Consider the following 17,412-nt stretch of genomic DNA (forward strand, 5'->3'; position numbering starts at 1 on the left):
AAATGCCTTTTGAGGACAGTCCTTTCTTTATTCAAAAAAAGTTGTAAATAAAGTGAAGCTAGTTAAGTTTGGCAAAAGGATTCACTTTATTCTTTTAAAAAGATAGATATGGGTTGATTGCTTATATATATCTAAAATCAGTGATTTGATGATATTTTTTATAAAACTTTATTACAAGTCTAAACTTATATATCAAACGCACCATTTTTTGTTTTCATTGTAAAAACTTCCATCGACAAACTTAATTTGAGGAGATAGTTGATAGAGTGACTGTATATGGGGGACAATCGTTGCTTGGTATATGAAAAGTACCCCCTTTGATTGATAGGTTCATCATCTAGGAGGTACTGCGTGATTAAATATGTTAATACAGGATTAAGGTGCTGGATGGATTTGAACCAACGATAAAAGAGTTGCAGTCTTTCAATTTATAATACCTATATTTTCCTTTACCGAAAGGGACTCACAGGATTTTCACAGAAGATATGGCTATACTTCTCCATAGAGCATTCAAACTGATATTGAAACTGGTACAAAGACAATTATTGAAAATGATGTCGTTCAGAAAAATGCAGATAATAATGGAAATAATATATTACTTAGATCTAGATGCTTAGTATCAAGTAGATGGTGGTATCCAATCTGAGAAAATGAAAATCGCAAAATAAATTAGAAGCGTTTAATTAATTCAACTTCACTTAAGTAGAAAATCCATGGGGTATTAACTCGTGGATTTTTTTCCAAAAACATTGATTTTATGAAGGCTCTATTAAATGCTCGCAGCATACTTTCGTTTATTTGAAAGTTTTGTATAGTTAAAAGTCAAATAAGTTATTTATATTTTGAAATTTTTACTGCTGTTCATTATAATTCGAAAGAGAACTAATGTTCTTGTTGTTTTAGGAGGATTGATTATGGGTGGTATAAAGTGGTTGTATATTTCTGAAGAAAATAAAATTTATAAGGTCCCTAATCCTAAAAATGGGAGATTCAAAGAAATAAAGGAGCTTTCAGAGCAGGATGTTTTAAAGGTTATGCTGTACTACAGAACAAAAAATAGAAAACCAGATAAACTAGTAATGGTTGAATTTGACCGAATTACTCTTGACTCACAAGGGGGGTATGAGGTGACTGATGAAAGGAATAGAAGGATGCTACAAAATGCCTTTCAGTTTATATATAATACTCCTCAACAATTGGCAGATAGCAAATCACCGTTCGAGTTGCCTCTAGCACCTAGCGTTCCATCCAATATTGAAAAAAAGGCTTTATATGAATTTTTAAATCAGAATTTCCCTAACTTAGGAAACGGTGCTCCGGCAATCATAGAAAATGCAATAAGCTCACTAAAAAAAATACATCAAAAAAAAATTGACTTAATTAAAGAGGCTAATAAATTAAGAAAAAGTAATTTAAAATTGTACTTTGAATCAAAAAAGGTTTAATGAAATTACGGATGATTTAGAAGTGGTTGATTTGGATTACAAAATATTCTAGAAGAGAAATTCGGGAAACCTTTAAAGAAAAATATAAAAGAACTATCCAGGCAGTTGGGACATGTCAGTAATAGAGATCATATGAAGAATTGGGATGTTAGAGTCATTTCTTAATTTTTGAAAGTGGTAAACTAAACGATCAATATACGTTTGAAGCAAGATATTTAAAGTGATTTATATTAAAATATAATTATATTAAATCGAACCCACTCATTTTGATTAGGCTAATTTCAAAACGGCGGGTTTTTTTAATTTTAAAAGTAAATTTCTACATTTTAAACTTAATGTGTTTGCAGTAAACAAACTCTGAAAAGGTGTACGCCATTCTAAACAATGGTCAAATATTACTGTAGAAGTTATTTGTTTAAAGGTTTCATTCAGAATTGAATGTGAAAAATCACCAATAAATAAATCTAGTTTTGCTTTACGCAATTCTTTTAATTGTAAAGCCAATCTTCTCTCATAATCGTCTTGTCCATCTCCTGGTGTTTATAACAATCAACTACTGCTACTAGATTATCTTGAAGTCTAAATCTTGGAGCAATACCAATTCTAAATCAGTTTCTTTTGGCATATACTATTGGCGGTATTCCGGTTACTTTATTAAACAATCTAGTAAAGTAAAATAAAATTCACTATTATAACTTATTGAAGTAACCCGATCTTTAATGGATAGTCCAGCTCCAAGCATATTGAAAGTCTAATAAACTTCTGTCAACGGATTCGCCAATATTTTGGTTAAATAACTGAAGTATTCTTCCGTTTAATTCCGTAATTTGTTATTTCATACATATTTATTGTAAATTTCCCCGAATATATCCCGATAAGTTGTTATAATAGTTCTTTTAGAAATTTAAGATTTATAAATTCGATATTCTTTTTTTGTGATAAATTATTTTATGTAATGAATTAGAGGTGAACCATAGGTGAAGCAGGTGTTGGTAATTAAGAATGAACGGTCTTTAGCAAAGAAAATCGTAAGCGGCCTAAAGCAAGAAGGCTATTTCATTTTAACACTTCACAATGAAAACAAAGGGTTAAATATAGTATATGAGCAAGATTGGGATATTATCATATTGGATTGGGATTCGTTAAGTATACCTGGACCGGAAATTTGCAGTCAAATACGGGCTGTTAAAACGACACCGATAATCATTGTGACCGATAATGTGTCCAGCAAGGATTGTATAGCAGGATTACAAGCAGGAGCAGATGATTATATAAGAAAACCATTTGTGAAAGAAGAATTAGTAGCAAGGATAAAAGTTATTTTAAGAAGAGGAGACGGTATCCAGCCAATCGAGACTACTTTCTTTCGGTTTAAAGATCTCTTCGTTGATGCATCCCGTAATATTGTGACAAAAGGTGGCGAAAATCTCCCGCTTACTAAGCGTGAGTATGACTTACTTTTATTTTTAACCAAGAATAAAAATAAAGTATTAAGCCGTGAAATGCTTTTGAATCAGGTTTGGGGATATGACGTAGCAGTCAATCCAAATGTAGTGGATTTATATATTGGGTATTTAAGAAAAAAGCTAAAGTGCGAGAAGAAAGACCGATATATTCAAACAATCCATGGTAGGGGCTATTCAATGATTGAATAGTAAAAATAAGATAATAGGTAAAGTACAATTTGTCACAATAATCAATATCTAACATAATCGAGAAAACACGAGTATAAACAGTTTCATCCTGTTTTGCTCGTTTTTTTTGTTCTATTAAATCTGATAATCAAACAGTTTCTGGTAGATATTTTAAAGAGACGGAAACTATAAAAAGAATACTTCACGTATTACTTTTTTGTAGCCAATTTATGCTTGAAAGCAACTTTCTTTATAAACTTATATCTTTCACAAGATTTTCACATAATTAAAGACTATACTGATTCACAGAACAACCAAATGAAAATGATTATCAATAGCAATTGAGATGGTTAGCGATTATTATCCAATTCAATCTATAGACATCATCGTTTTCAAAATAAATTACATAAGGAGTATATGTATGAAGAAATCTATGTTTTTAAAATTAGTTGGAATTTTGGCAGTTTTGACTTTGATGTTAGCAGCTTGTTCAAGTAATAAAACTAATGAAGAGTCAAAGTCTAATGAAGATAATGGAAGCGAAGAGGTTGCTAAGCCTACGACAGTTGAAATCACTGATGCCCATGGAACTGTTACTGTTCCTGTAAACCCAAAGAATGTAGTTGCTTTGGATAATAGAACTTTTGAAACTTTAGCTGATTGGAACATTGACTTAGTAGCTGTTCCAAAGGATGTAATGCCTGCGGATTCACCATATGTAAAGGACGATTCAGTTAAAAATATTGGAAATCACCGCGAACCAAATCTTGAAATTATTGCAGCTGCAAACCCTGAACTTGTAATCGTTGGTCAAAGATTTGCTGGTTATTACGAAGAGATCAAAAAATTAGTACCAAATGCAGTTGTTATTGATCTTAATGTAGATGTTTCTGAGGAAACTGCTACGCCTGGGGAAAACTTAGTAAATGGACTTAAAAATTCTACAATTGCTTTAGGAAAAATTTTCGATAAAAATGAAGAAGCTAAACAAGTGGTAGCTGATTTTGATAAAGTTATCGAAGATGCTAAATCTGCTTATAATGGAAAAGATAAAGTTATGAGTGTTATCGTTGGTGGTGGGGATATTGGTTTCTCAGCTCCTCATTCTGGACGTGTTTGGGGACCGATGTATGAAATTTTCGGTTGGGCTCCAGCATTAGAAGTTGCTGATTCTACATCAGATCATAAAGGTGATGAAGTTTCTGTTGAAGCTATTGCACAAAGTAATCCTGATTGGCTTTTCGTATTAGATCGTGATGCTGCAATATCTGGTGAAGAAGATTCAGTTCCTGCTCAGGATGTTATTGCTAACGCACCTGCTCTTCAAAAAACAACTGCTGTTTCTAAAAAACATATTGTTTATGCACCAGCAGATACTTACACAAATGAATCAATTCAAACTTATACAGAGTTGTTTGAAAACCTTGCAAATACTTTAGCTAAAGCTAAGTAATGTAAAGGGGTATAAAATAGTGCTGAAAAATGTAACTTCTAGGGTTGAGATAAATTCTCAACCCCAGTTTTATAACTACAATAAGATATGGACAAAACCTTTTATATTAGCGATTATAGTTGTTATTATTCTAGGCATTATATCACTGTTTACTGGAGTGTATGATATACGTGGACAAGAGGATGGAATGGAAATGTTTTTCATAACTCGTGTTCCGAGAACAGCTGCATTAATGCTTACTGGAGCTGCAATGTCAATGGCAGGACTCGTAATGCAACTGATCACACAGAATCGTTTTGTTGAACCTACTACAACAGGGACTATTGAATGGTCAGGTTTAGGGCTGCTTTTCGTTTATTTATTATTTCCTGCTCCGACTTTAGTGCTAAGAATGACTGGTGCAATCATTTTTTCTTTTATAGGAACTATGATTTTCTTTTTATTTTTAAGAAGAGTTAAACTTCGCTCGTCTTTAATTGTCCCGATTATTGGATTGATGCTTGGAGCTGTTATTTCTGCAGTGTCCACTTTTATGGGACTTCTTTTTCAAATGACACAAAGTATTGAAACTTGGTTTGTAGGTTCTTTTGCGCCTGTTCAGGTGGGAAGATATGAATATTTGTGGCTAATTGTTATCGTTACTTTGTTTATTTTTATTTATGCTAATAGATTGACTTTAGCTGGACTAGGAGAAGATGTCGCAACAAGCCTTGGCGTTAATTACAACAGGATTGTTCTTTTTGGTACTGTTCTCATTTCTTTTGCAGTTGGAATTGTTGCAGCTGTCATTGGAAACTTACCTTTCCTGGGTTTAATTGTCCCAAACATTGTTTCAATGTATAGAGGTGATGATCTTAGGAGTAATTTACCTTGGGTATGTTTGATAGGAATGGGGACTATAACTGCCTGTGACATAATTTCTCGAACAATTATAATGCCTTTTGAAGTACCTGTTTCTTTAATACTTGGAACAGTGGGGTCAGTCGTGTTTATTATTATCTTATTGAGACAAAGAAAACCAAGGAGGCTACGATGAGCACATTGGAATATAGAAATAAAGAAAATGTCGAAATCGATTCTAGCCTTCATAATAAAAATAGATCAGCTAGGGCTTTTCGTTCTAAGAAGGAAGAAAGGCGTTATTGGATTTTGCTAATAACATTGATTGCTTTTGGCATCCTTTCTTCATATGGACTTTTAGTTTATAACAATCCAGTTCCGATTGATTCACCTTCTTTTATCCCAGTTGTTAAGAGAAGGATAGTAGCTCTTGTTGCAATGATTATTGCTGCAGTTTGTCAGAGCTTGTCGACTGTTGCTTTCCAATCCATTACGCATAATAGGATTATAACTCCTTCGCTTTTAGGTTTCGAATCACTTTACTCAACAATTCAAACTAGTACTATATTTTTCTTTGGGGCTAGTGCATTGATAAATTTTACTGGGATTGGATCATTTTTATTTCAAGTTGTTGTTATGGTCTTAATGAGCTTGATCCTTTATGGATGGCTACTTTCTGGTAAATACGGGAATCTACAACTTATGCTTTTAGTTGGAATTATTATTGGCACTGGGCTAAATTCTGTGTCAACTTTCATGAGAAGACTACTTGCGCCTTCTGAATTTGATATTTTACAGGCAAGATTGTTTGGTTCTGTTAATAATGCAGATTCTGCATATTTTCCTATTGTAATTCCTATAGTAATAATTGTAGCAATATTACTTCTTGCTCATTCTAAGAATCTAAATATATTGTCACTAGGAAAGGATGTTTCTACTTCTTTTGGAGTTAAATATCAATCTAATGTAATTTATACTCTTGTATTAGTTGCTATTTTGATGTCTATTTCAACAGCTTTGATTGGACCACTTACTTTCTATGGCTTTTTAGTAGCAACTTTGAGCTATCAGGCGGCGTCAACTTATGATCATAGATATATTTTTCCAATGGCTCTTGCTATAGGATTTTTGATAATAACGAGTGCATACTTTTTGATGTATCATGTATTCCATGCTCAAGGTGTAGTATCAGTTATTATCGAATTATTTGGTGGAATAATATTTTTAACTGTAGTTTTAAGGAAGAGGGCTTTATGATAAAAATTGATAATGTTAAAAAGTTCTATACGGATGAGGTAAAAATAGGACCTTTGGATATTGAAATACCAAAAGCGGGTTTTACTTCTTTAATTGGCCCAAATGGCGCTGGAAAGTCTACGACACTTTTGATGATTGGAAGACTGTTGGATATGGAGGAAGGTCAAATTCAGGTGGCAAATATGGATGTTTCTGAATCCAAATCAAAAGACTTATCAAAAATTTTGACTATTTTGCGCCAAGAAAATCATTTTGTAACTAGGCTTACTATTAGACAACTAGTTGGATTTGGACGTTTTCCTTATTCAAAGGGAAGGTTAACTATAGAAGATGAAGTTATTATTTCTAAATATATCGATTTTTTAGACTTAACTGATTTAGAGAATAGATATTTAGATGAGCTTTCAGGTGGTCAAAGACAAAGAGCATATGTAGCGATGGTTTTGTGCCAAGAGACTGAATATGTACTTTTGGACGAGCCACTGAACAATCTTGATGTTGCTCGTTCTGTTCAAATGATGGAGCATTTGAGACGTGCGGCTAATGAATTTGGAAGAACAATTCTGACTGTGATGCATGATATAAATTTTGCAGCCAAATATTCTGATAGAATTTGTGCTATGAAAGATGGACAAATTGCCGCTTTTGGAACAGTAGAAGAGGTTATGAATTCGAAAATTTTGACAGATATTTTCGAAACAAAAATAGAAATTATCGAAGGTCCTTATGGGCCACTCGCTGTTTATTAGTTACGAAATTTTAAAAAAGAAGCATCTCAAAAAATGAGTATGCCAAAAAACTAATAGAGAATTAAATTATTCTAGTTGAAGTTGCTGTCTGTATTTTACAGGCGGCAGCTTTTTCGAATGCCATTGCTCACGATAATGAATTGAAGTATGTCATAACGAGAAGTTTAGTGATCTTAATATACTCTGACGTTTTTCAAGGAGTATTTCAAAAAAAGGATGAAAGATTACCCTCCCCCCAACATTTGAACTAGAAACAAAAAACAGCCTATGATTATAACACAACAAGCTGTTTCTATAACAAAGGTGAAGCTCAACCTTATGCTAAAGTGGCTAAGGATTATACGATTAAATTGTTAGAACACGCCAAAAAGGTTGAAGCAGTTTACGATGTTGGACCAGAGACAGATAACTATGATCGCTTATTAACCTATGTCTTCATTGATGATGTAATGTTGCAGGAATCATTATTAAAAGAAGGACTTGCAGCAGTGCGCTTTATTCATAAACCAAACAATACGTTGGAGGATGAATTTAGAGAAATCCAGCAAGATGCTGAGAAAGAAAAATTAAATATTTGGTCACATCAAAATTACTTCCAAAAAGATGGTTTCCATCCGGAAGTATTAAAATAAAAGTGATCGATTAAGGGACTGTCCCAAAAGGCAATGAAAAATGCCTTTTGAGGACAGTCCTTTCTTTATTCAAAATATATAATAGTAAATAAATGTTTTGGCGAAATGTATTAAAAGAAATAACTATGTTGAACAAGTATTTAAACAATATGATGCACATCGTCAAAAACGTATTCAAGATTTATATAAGCAATGCTGGCAACCAAGAGATGAACTAAGTTATCTGAAGCAATCGCCCCCTTGAAACCGAATAGGAGAGCAACATTTCAAATAATGTTCCATGATATAACTATCTATGTAATATAACTATGTTTGAACAAGGAGATGGAAGCATGAGTAAGTTAGCAGGCAAAATAGCTTTAGTTACAGGATCAAGTCGAGGAATTGGCCGCAGTATTGCATTGCGTCTGGCACAAGAGGGAGCCTTTGTCGTAGTTCATTACGGGAAAAGACGAAATGAGGCAGAAGCAGTTGTTCACCTGATCGAGCAAAGCGGAGGAAATGCTTGCGCGATTGGTGCTGACCTTAGTACTCTAGATGGCATTCAAGATTTATTTACAACTTTTGATGATACTATTCGGGAATATATGGGCGGTAACGGATTCGATATTCTTGTCAACAATGCTGGAATTGGTCAAATTATCAGTTTAGAAGAGACGACGGAAGAATCATTTGACGAGGTAATGAAGATTAATGTCAAAGCACCACTTTTTGTTACTCAACAAGCTTTGCCACGTTTAAAAGATGGAGGACGCATTATTAATATTTCATCTTTTGTGACACGTGCAGCTTCTCCAAGTGTCTTCACGTACAGTATGTCCAAAGGTGCTATCGACACATTTACGCGTCTTCTAGCCAAACAACTAGGGAGCCGTAATATTACGGTAAACGCCATCCAGCCTGGAATTATTAATACAGAGATGAATGCTGAGACTTTGGAAAACCTTGATGGACAAAAATATGCGGCTGGTCTTTCAATCTTCAACAGATGGGGAGAACCCGAGGATGTGGCAGATATTGCCGCCTTTCTCGCTTCCTCAGACAGCCGTTGGGTAACTGGTCAATTGCTCGATGCAAGTGGCGGATCTCATCTATAGAACCTGTAAGATAACGAATTTATAAGGATCTTCAAATGAAGTGACCCCAAAAAGTTAGACACATATTTTAAGCAGTTACTGAGGAATGAACTCTGTATTGGACAGGGTTCATTCCTTTTTATTTTCCTTTAATTAGTTTGTTATTGTAAATAGGGGTCCTGCAAAACACAAAATTTCCATTTAGGGGGTACTTTAAAATCTTAGCTTAATGGGCATGAGGGCGTCCTCCTATCCTTTTAGTTATAGCCCCTAAATTGAAGAATTTTCTCTACGGTTTATTGTTAGCGAATAAATAGCAGAGATTAAGGCTAAAACTACCATAATACCAGCTACCCACGTGTTGATAGTTACAGAATAGTAGTCTACAAGTAAGCCACCCAAACCAGAACCTAAAGCTACTCCAAGATGTAAAAATGAAGTATTTAAACCTAATTGGATATCTGAGGAATCGGGAGCAGACTCAGCTAGATAATTTTGTACAGCTGGACTAAGTGCCCAAACCATCACACCGTATAGTACGACAACGATCAATAAACTGATCATTGATCCTGTAGAATAAGGTAATAGGAACAAGGAAACTGCAAAAAGTATAAGAAATGTGAGTATAGTTTTTGCTCCGCCAAATTTATCGGATGTCCAGCCACCTATCCAACCACCTGTTATTCCAGCTATACCAAAAACAAGTAAGACCATGCTAATCATATTTGTTGATAAGCCCATTGTTGTTTTAAGAAAAAGCGTGAAATAAGTATAAACTATGAAATGACCAGTCAGCTCCAAAACTGATATGAGCTGGATTGATGCGATTTTTTTACTTTTTAATGTGGCTATTTGCTTAAGTAAAGGAATGGCTGGTTGTGGTGGAACCTTAGGTAAAAACTTAATGATTCCTACCATAGAAACAATACTTAAGACTGAAACTAATACAAATGTCATTCTCCAACCGAAATTTTCACCGATAATAGTTCCTAATGGTACACCTAACACTAATGATGCACTTAAACCCATAAAAATTAATCCAATAGCTCTTCCTCTTAATTCCGTTGCAACAGTATTGGCAGCCATTGTTACGGAAGTGACAACCACGATAGAGCAGCTAGCTGCAAGAATAATTCTAGCTATTAATAAGGTTGTAAAATTCGGACTAACTATAGATAAAATATTACCTCCTAGAAAAGTTAACATTGCTATGAGCAGTAATTTACGTTTTTCTACTTTAGAAGTTAAAGCAATAAGTACTGGAGCCCCAAAGGCAAAAACCAATGAAAAAACTGAAACTAACTGACCGACTGCTCCTACAGAAACATGTAAATCTTCTGCAATCATGTTGATTATCCCAGCGATCACCAACTCCACTGTACCAGCAACAAATGTGGCAAGTGCTAAAACAAAAATCCCTATATTCATTAAAAATTCCTCCTAAAAACTATTAAAAAATGAATCTAGAATCAAAGATACTCCTTAGAGTGCACTATAAAGCAAGTGTGTTATAATAAAAATATGGAAAAATTATTAACTATTCAGGATATATCCTCAATCACGGGTCTTAGTTCTTACACTCTACGCTACTATGAAAATATTGGTCTTTTATGTGAGATTGAAAGAGATGAAAATGGATATCGTAAATACTCAAAGAGCGATATTTTATGTATAGACTTTCTCATTATGTTACGTAACACAGAAATGCCTGTAAGAGATATGAAAAAATTTGCAGACCTAAGACGTCAAGGGGATTCTACCGTTACTGAAAGACGAGAACTATTAGAAGCTCATCAAGAGAACGTTCTTAACCAAATTAAGCAATTAGAAAATAGTTTAATTAAGGTTAATGAAAAAATTGACTACTATAAAAATTTGGAGGAAAAAGTTAAGTAATATAATCAGGCGTGTTGATTAGGATAATATAGGTTTATTATTGAGCGATAAAAGGATTTTTTTGCAGATTGTAGCGAAAGGGCTACTCGACTCCCGCAGGAAAGCGAGTAGCCCATAGCGGAAATCAGCGTCTTCTAAACAATTAAAGTGGATAAAAACGGTTAATCAACACATCTGTAATATAAGTTTCTAGAGACCTTTCTAAAAGGTCTTTTTTTTTATGAGAAATGGGAAAAAATACATTTGCCTTAGAGTGCACTCTAATCGATATAATTTCATGCTAAAGAAAGATTGGAGGAGAAAAAATGAAATATCGATCTATTGGAGATTTAAGTGTTTCATCCTTAGGATTAGGATGTATGGGAATGTCAGAATACTATGGAACTCAAAATGATGAGGAATCGATTGCTACATTGCATTACGCCTTAGAACTCGGTGTTAACTTTTTTGATACAGCTGATCAATATGGAGTGGGGAAAAACGAAGAATTAGTCGGTCAAGCATTAAAAAATGTCAGACAACAGATAAACATAGCTACCAAATTTGCTTTTGAAAGAGATGAGAGTGGGAAGGTAATTAAAATTAACGGTAGCCCGGAATATGTAAAAAAGGCCTGTGAAGCAAGCCTAAGACGGTTAAATACTGACTACATCGATATATATTATCTACACCGTGTAGATCCCAGCGTTCCTATAGAAGAGACAGTTGGTGCTATGAAGGAATTAGTTGAGGAAGGTAAAGTACGACATATTGGGCTTTCAGAAGTATCTTCTCAAACGATAAAACGAGCACAAAAAGTACATCCTATAGCTGCATTACAGACAGAGTATTCAATATGGACTAGAGATATTGAAGAGGAAATATTACCACTTTGCCGTAAACTAAATATCGCTGTTGTACCATATAGTCCTCTGGGACGAGGTTTTTTATCTGGAAAAATTAAGTCAGTCGATAAATTCGTAGAGAACGATTTTAGAAGGAACGCACCTCGATTTCAGGGAGGCAACTTCAATCAAAACCTTGCTTTGATTCGACAGCTAGAAGAGATAGCAAACCAACTAAATATTAGTCCGGCACAACTAGCATTAACATGGTTAATGTCTAATGGATTAGATATCGTCCCTATACCAGGGACAAAAAGGAGATCCTACTTAAAAGAAAATATTGCTGCAATAGATTTTGAATTGCCAAAGGATGTAAAGGATTTCATAGATAAAGCTATACCGGTAGGTTCAGCAGCTGGTGATAGATATCCTGTACATTCTATGAAACTATTAAATCAGTGAGAGAAGGTATATAATTGGAAGTTTGGAAAAAGAATATGTATATTTTGAGCATTGCACAATTTTTAGTCATGTCTGCATTTAGCTTAATAATACCTTTTATTCCAGTGTATCTTAAAAGTGATTTGGATGTTCACTCTCAAGCAGATATTCAGCTTTGGACAGGGATGATTTTTGGAGCTACTTTTTTATCCGCTTTTCTTTTTCAGCCGATATGGGGAAAGATTGCAGATCGAACGAGTAGGAAAACTATACTAATCCGTTCAGCAATTGGAATGGCATTTGCCACATTCTTAATGACCTATAGCACAACAGCTTGGCACTTATTAGTTCTACGTTTTATCTTAGGGATTTTTGGTGGTTTTATCCCTGCCTCTTCTCCATTCATCACAATGAATACGCCTAAAGAAAAAATAGGTTATGCACTCGGTATAGCTCAATCTGGTGCTTATACCGGGAATATTTTTGGGCCGTTAATAGGTGGAGTTTTGGGACAGTGGATAGGATTTTATAAAATCCTTTATGTGTCTAGCGCTATGTTACTGATTTCAGGGGCACTTATATTATTTTTTTTAACAGAAATTAATAAACCTGAACCAAGTACATTGAAAATTCCGACGCCTAAGAGAGGACGTATTAATTTTTTCTCCGAATTACGGGAAATTACGAAAGGACCTCTAATTGGAACTTTGTTTCTAGTTGGATTTCTTATTCAGTTTTCAACGATGAGTACTTCACCATTTTTGGCCACATATGTAGAAAGTATGTGGAACAATGATGTCTTTTTAACAACGATGGTAGGTTTAGCGGTTTCTATCTCGGGTTTCTCTATTATAATCTTTTCTCCCATTTTAGGAAGGAAAGCAGATCAAGTGGGTTCTGAAATTATTTTGTTAATTTCGTTGTTAGGTAATTTTATTTGTTATGTTACCCAAGCTTTAGTTTCTTCTATATGGCTATTTCTGCTCGCTCGGTTCTTAATGGGAATATTTATAGGTGGTCTGCTTCCATCGGTCATAAGTTTAATACGAAAAAATGCACCTGAAAAAATGGAAAGTTTAACATTTGGTTATTATCATAGTGCTCTATTTTTAGGAAATCTAATTGGTCCTTTACTTGGGGGATATTTAAGTGGAATAATCCATATAAAAGGGGTTATTTTTTTGGCTGGTCTCCTCTTTTTAGTAAATAGTTTAATTTTAAAATTTCATTTGTTTAGACAAGAGTCCTATGTATCTTTACTTAAGAGAGTCATTTCCATCCGGAGGTATTAACATAACATAAAAAGCTCCATTTACTGATTGCTCAGTGAATGGAGCTTTTTATGTTAATTACGTGCATCGCTAGTGTACTCCAACTTTTTGCGTGAGCTTTTGTACGATATTATATGTAGGGCCTGAAATTCATATATCTCAAAGTCGAATTGTTGGACAGAGTATATAAAAGTCTATCATGTGTATTATTTTACATCTTTTGTCCACTCTGAAACTTTATCCTCATTATCTTTAATCCATTTTTTTGCGGCCTCTTTAGGATCAGCGCCTTTCATAATATCAAACATTACACTTTCAATATCTTCCGGAGTCCAATGGAAGTTATTAAGAACACTATACGCTCCCGGATTATCCTCTTTTAATCCTTTACGTGCAAATGTACCAATATATTCTTCGGCTCCGTATATGCCTTTAGGATCGTCTAAATATTTTAAATCAAAAGCGTTAAATTTCCAGTGTGGAGACCAACCTGTAACGATGATTTCTTCATTTTTCGCAATAGCTTGAGTAAGGGCTGCTGTCATTGCACCTGCTGATGAGGTAACTACATTCCAACCTTCAAGGTTACTATATTCTTTATAAGCATTTTCCGTTGTAGCTGTCATATTTGCTCCTGGATCAATACCAGTTATCGTTTTACCAGCTTCATCTGTTAAATCTGCGATAGAATTTACATCCATATAACTAGGGACAACTAAGCCAATTTTTGCACCTTCAAGGTTTTTACCTAAATCTACTATTCTATCTTTGTACTTTTCAACTTGTGGGGCATGTGTTTGTGGTAACCAGGCTGACACCATACCATCAACTTCTCCTTTTGCAAGAGCTTCCCACATAATTCCGTTATCTAGTGGTGTTAGTGTTACATCATACCCTAAATCCTCTAGAACTTGTCCTACTACGTTTGTTGAGGCAATTTCAGTATCCCATTCAACATAGGCTAAGTTCACGTCCTTTTTTTCTTTGTTTTTCGTGCCTTCATCATCTGAGCTACAAGCAGTTAATACGAACATTAATGCTAAAGCCAATCCTATCTTTAATAATTTACCGACTTTCATAAAATCTCCCTCTCTTTATTATAGGATGAGATATATCTAAATATTAACAAGTAACAACTTAAAGTTATCAAAAGGTTGTTACTTTTGTCAAATCGGCTTCAATAGAAAAATTGTTTAAACTCTCATTATGAAGAGGGAAAATTATCCAAACCTACCTCGAATCTATGGGAAATGCGGAAATATATTAGGTTGCTTTACAGGTGAATTCAGATGAGTAAAGCGAGTATTTAATGTTTATTGCTATGGTTGATACATTTCGAGGTTACTAAAGTAAATAAAATATCATTGGGCTTTAGTTAGTGAAAGGCCCAAATGGCGCTGATTCTGACGAAACTTAATATTGCAACAAAAAAGATTATCAAAATTTGCTCGAAAACTAACAAATTTTGATTTTATCAATTTTATAATTAGTGATAGTTGAGTAAAATCTCATATGTGTAGTTTCAAAAGATATAACGCTATGCGATAAATGATTGGAAGCAGTTTCATCGTTACTTTTGATTCAAACGACAGCAGTAAAATTCCGATACCAACAAATGCTCATAAAACACGTGCCCAAATGGCAAAAATGATGTTGCTCGCATTTGGTGTAACGCCAGGAAGTTAGTAGAGTTTAGAAATCAAGACATTGCATTAGGCGATGTAAACGATACTTTTTTGACCAAACGAAAACGTAACACGCGCACAGATTTACAGTGTTTATGTACAGAGCACTTGGTTTATAAGTATTACCATGATGGGAGATGTATCATAATTTGATACATCTCTTTTCTGTTTGACAACGTGTTCAATTCTATATTTAACCTTGAAAGTCTATGGACGAAATTTCAGGAAAAAGCGTAAAGAAACACCCCCCTTTCACGATAGAAATCCAATAGATGAGCTCAAAAAATGAAGTCTTAAGATGAAAAACTAGAATTGAAACTCCCCCAAAAGATAGATGTTTTGAATGGAAATATAGGATTATCAAGTTTTGCTTGAAATCGAACAAAAAGTGATTTTGTTTGTTGTAAAATGCTTGTTATAGTGTAAATAACCTTGAAAACATGAGGCTATATTCACAGTTTCCCAAAATGAGTGAATATGATGAAAATAAGCTGTAATTGTTGTTTAAAAGAGTATTAATGAAGTGTTTATTGGCAATATGTAGTAACTAAAGTAGTTATAAAGTATCGAGAATATTGCTTTTTAATGTTTAGTGTCTTAAAAAACGGGGAATAGAATGTATTGATAAAAGATATATAAGTTAATCTAATACAAACTGTTAGTATGACACAGCTGGGTTTTACTGGTGGAAGACATTGAGGTGTTTTTATGTATAATTTTTTGGATCGTTCATCTTTACAAAAGGTGAATATTCTACATCATATTTATAAAGAACAAAGGCTATATTCAAGTTTAGAGTTATCTCAAATGATGGATTTGTCTGAAAGAACAATTTTGAAAATAGTAGATGAAATAGCTATTGATTTAGAATTTATTACAAAATCTGCTGTTATCCAAAAAGAAGAGCTTAAGTGTTTTCAATTAATTTATAAAGATAATTTTTCTATGAAGACTATAGAAAGATATTATTTACAAAACTCATTAACATATAAAGCTTTTGATGAGATGTTTTACAATAAATTTTTTGATATTAACATGTTTGTTTTGGATAATTTCACAAGCCCTGCATCCGTGTATCGACGAATAAAAAAAGTTAAGCCTTTGTTAGATCAATTTCACTTGAAGTATACATCTTATGCGGAAGTCAGTCTTGAAGGGACAGAAAAGCAATTTCGTTATTTTTATTTCTTGTTCTACTGGAATTCGTGTTGGGGAGAGGAATGGCCATTTGCTCTAGTTTCTAGAGAAGAAATACTAGAATTAGTGGAGGAAGTAGACATCGCCTATTCCGAACAACTTTTATATTGGCTCGCCATTTGCTTATCACGCGCAAAACTAGGTTGCTTAATTGAATATCATCCAATGTATGCAAACTTTACGAAACATCATTATAACTATGAGTCATTATCGGAAAAAATCAAGTATATATTTAGAGAATGTACTGATTTATCAGATGAAGAAATTGAATTAGAAACAATGTTTTCATTTTCCATCATTAGTTGCATGCGTCATTATCAAAAAAAAGATAGTGCAGTAAGTTTATTGATGAACTTTGCACAGCATCATAATCAAGAATTATTTATACAAGCGACTATATATTGGATGGAGATATTCATGGAGCATTTTTCAGTTACTTTAGATTTAGAAGAATATGGGGCACTCTTTGTAAACTTACTGCATCTTCATTATGGTATTTTATCTTTTTCTGGTCCAGCTAATTTATTTAAAGAAGATCTTTATAAAAAGCGATTAGAAATGCATGAAACGGCTCAAATAGAAATCATGAATCAGTTTTATAATCGACTATTGGAAAATAAGTCTTTCGCCATCGTATTTAAACGCAAAGAAATATTAATTGGTCGATATCATAAATTACTCAAACAAACAATTGATTTTGTAGATAGAGACAAGATCAAATTAAAAATATTTTCAATGATAAATGATGTTCCTTATCTATTCAGTCAAATAAAACGTGTTTTTATTCATGTAGAATTATGTGCTGAAGATGAAGAGGCGGATTTAATTATAACAGATCGCTTATATTTAAATATTAACAAAGACATAGAAGATATATTTGTTTGGAATTCAGTTCCGGACAGAGAAGACTATGATAGATTAGCAAGAAATCTACAGGAAATCTATTTCGATAAATACCAACAGCCAAATAAGCTATTATTGAAAACTTTATTAAGTGAAGTTTAAAGAAATT

Annotated in this window: 14 protein-coding genes and 1 pseudogene; 12 read left to right on the forward strand and 3 right to left on the reverse strand. The window is 33.6% G+C overall.

Translation table 11 applies throughout. The features are described from left to right. Nucleotides 1-914: 914 nt before the first annotated feature. Nucleotides 915-1,445: a hypothetical protein gene (locus tag ABH966_RS06215; RefSeq protein ID WP_370076772.1), complete on the forward strand. Its 531-nt coding sequence runs from the start codon at nt 915-917 to the stop codon at nt 1,443-1,445. 270 nt (nt 1,446-1,715) lie between these two features. Here ABH966_RS06215 and ABH966_RS06220 read toward each other — a convergent pair whose 3' ends face one another. Then, entirely contained in the window at nt 1,716-1,949 is a 234-nt protein-coding gene (locus ABH966_RS06220; RefSeq protein WP_370076774.1) for a hypothetical protein, read from the reverse strand. Nucleotides 1,950-2,422: 473 nt separating this feature from the next. Between ABH966_RS06220 and ABH966_RS06225 the strand changes: the two genes are divergently transcribed. The 7 genes and pseudogenes from ABH966_RS06225 (at nt 2,423) to ABH966_RS06255 (ending at nt 9,107) form a co-directional block, all read left to right on the forward strand. Next, on the forward strand, nt 2,423-3,100 hold the full coding sequence (locus tag ABH966_RS06225) for a response regulator transcription factor (protein ID WP_370076776.1): 678 nt from the start codon (nt 2,423-2,425) through the stop codon (nt 3,098-3,100). A 400-nt stretch (nt 3,101-3,500) separates the two neighbouring features. Continuing rightward, complete coding sequence (locus ABH966_RS06230; protein WP_370076778.1) at nt 3,501-4,532, forward strand: siderophore ABC transporter substrate-binding protein; 1,032 nt, start codon at nt 3,501-3,503, stop codon at nt 4,530-4,532. Nucleotides 4,533-4,551: 19 nt separating this feature from the next. Further along, the gene (locus ABH966_RS06235) at nt 4,552-5,568 is read left to right on the forward strand and encodes an ABC transporter permease (protein ID WP_370076780.1); all 1,017 of its coding nucleotides are present in this window, start codon (nt 4,552-4,554) and stop codon (nt 5,566-5,568) included. Next, nucleotides 5,565-6,629: an iron chelate uptake ABC transporter family permease subunit gene (locus tag ABH966_RS06240; protein WP_370076782.1), complete on the forward strand. Its 1,065-nt coding sequence runs from the start codon at nt 5,565-5,567 to the stop codon at nt 6,627-6,629. The genes ABH966_RS06235 and ABH966_RS06240 overlap by 4 nt, the downstream gene beginning before the upstream one ends. Next, nucleotides 6,626-7,378, forward strand: coding sequence for an iron ABC transporter ATP-binding protein (locus ABH966_RS06245; protein WP_370076784.1), 753 nt, complete (start codon nt 6,626-6,628; stop codon nt 7,376-7,378). The genes ABH966_RS06240 and ABH966_RS06245 overlap by 4 nt, the downstream gene beginning before the upstream one ends. A 311-nt stretch (nt 7,379-7,689) precedes the next feature. Beyond that, nucleotides 7,690-8,010, forward strand: a pseudogene (locus ABH966_RS06250) (thermonuclease family protein); the annotation flags it as partial. A 332-nt stretch (nt 8,011-8,342) separates the two neighbouring features. Continuing rightward, nucleotides 8,343-9,107 (forward strand): SDR family oxidoreductase, encoded by a 765-nt coding sequence (locus tag ABH966_RS06255; protein ID WP_370076786.1) that lies wholly within the window; start codon nt 8,343-8,345, stop codon nt 9,105-9,107. Nucleotides 9,108-9,356: 249 nt separating this feature from the next. Here ABH966_RS06255 and ABH966_RS06260 read toward each other — a convergent pair whose 3' ends face one another. Beyond that, nucleotides 9,357-10,514, reverse strand: a complete 1,158-nt coding sequence (locus ABH966_RS06260; protein ID WP_370076788.1) for an MFS transporter — start codon at nt 10,512-10,514, stop codon at nt 9,357-9,359. Between the two features lie 93 nt (nt 10,515-10,607). On the opposite strand from ABH966_RS06260, the gene ABH966_RS06265 reads away from it, so the two are divergent. From ABH966_RS06265 to ABH966_RS06275, 3 genes are all read left to right on the forward strand, one after another. Beyond that, nucleotides 10,608-10,982, forward strand: coding sequence for a MerR family transcriptional regulator (locus ABH966_RS06265; RefSeq protein WP_370076790.1), 375 nt, complete (start codon nt 10,608-10,610; stop codon nt 10,980-10,982). Between the two features lie 305 nt (nt 10,983-11,287). Further along, nucleotides 11,288-12,268, forward strand: coding sequence for an aldo/keto reductase (locus ABH966_RS06270; RefSeq protein WP_370076792.1), 981 nt, complete (start codon nt 11,288-11,290; stop codon nt 12,266-12,268). 14 nt (nt 12,269-12,282) lie between these two features. Next, nucleotides 12,283-13,539, forward strand: a complete 1,257-nt coding sequence (locus ABH966_RS06275; RefSeq protein WP_370076794.1) for an MFS transporter — start codon at nt 12,283-12,285, stop codon at nt 13,537-13,539. Between the two features lie 185 nt (nt 13,540-13,724). On the opposite strand, the gene ABH966_RS06280 is transcribed toward ABH966_RS06275, so the two are convergent. Next, nucleotides 13,725-14,597 carry a glycine betaine ABC transporter substrate-binding protein gene (locus tag ABH966_RS06280; RefSeq protein ID WP_370076796.1) on the reverse strand — a complete coding sequence of 291 codons (873 nt, stop codon included), beginning with the start codon at nt 14,595-14,597 and terminating at the stop codon, nt 13,725-13,727. A 1,314-nt stretch (nt 14,598-15,911) separates the two neighbouring features. On the opposite strand from ABH966_RS06280, the gene ABH966_RS06285 reads away from it, so the two are divergent. Further along, on the forward strand, nt 15,912-17,405 hold the full coding sequence (locus ABH966_RS06285) for a helix-turn-helix domain-containing protein (protein ID WP_370076798.1): 1,494 nt from the start codon (nt 15,912-15,914) through the stop codon (nt 17,403-17,405). Nucleotides 17,406-17,412: the final 7 nt, after the last annotated feature.

The sequence above is a fragment of the Lysinibacillus sp. RC46 genome (genome assembly GCF_041262385.1).
Lineage (GTDB): Bacteria > Bacillota > Bacilli > Bacillales_A > Planococcaceae > Lysinibacillus.